The sequence below is a fragment of the Achromobacter sp. 46006 genome (assembly GCF_059761975.1).
This window is the reverse complement of the sequence record NZ_JCBANN010000167.1, coordinates 1-235: the sequence shown is the minus strand read 5'-3', so window position 1 is coordinate 235 and position 235 is coordinate 1. Positions and strand designations below refer to the sequence as shown.

General features: G+C 66.4%; 1 protein-coding gene. It reads left to right on the top strand.

Features of this window, described 5'->3' with window-relative positions; all coding sequences use genetic code 11:
- Nucleotides 1-235, top strand: a 235-nt coding sequence (locus AC6LKG_RS26660) for a VCBS domain-containing protein (RefSeq protein WP_498170025.1), incomplete at both ends; no start/stop codon positions are given.

Genomic DNA, 235 nt, shown 5'->3' with positions numbered 1-235 from the left:
GCGAGAAGCTCACCGAGACCTTCACCGTCACCACCGCCGACGGCACCAAGAGCACCGTCACCGTCACCATCGACGGCACCAACGACAAGCCCGAACTGAGCGGCAAGACCGATGGCGCCGTGACCGAAGACGGCGCCACCAGCGCCAGCGGCAAGCTCGACGTCAGCGACGTCGACACCAGCGACACCCACACCTGGACCGTCAGCAACGACGGCAAGGGCCAGTACGGCACCTT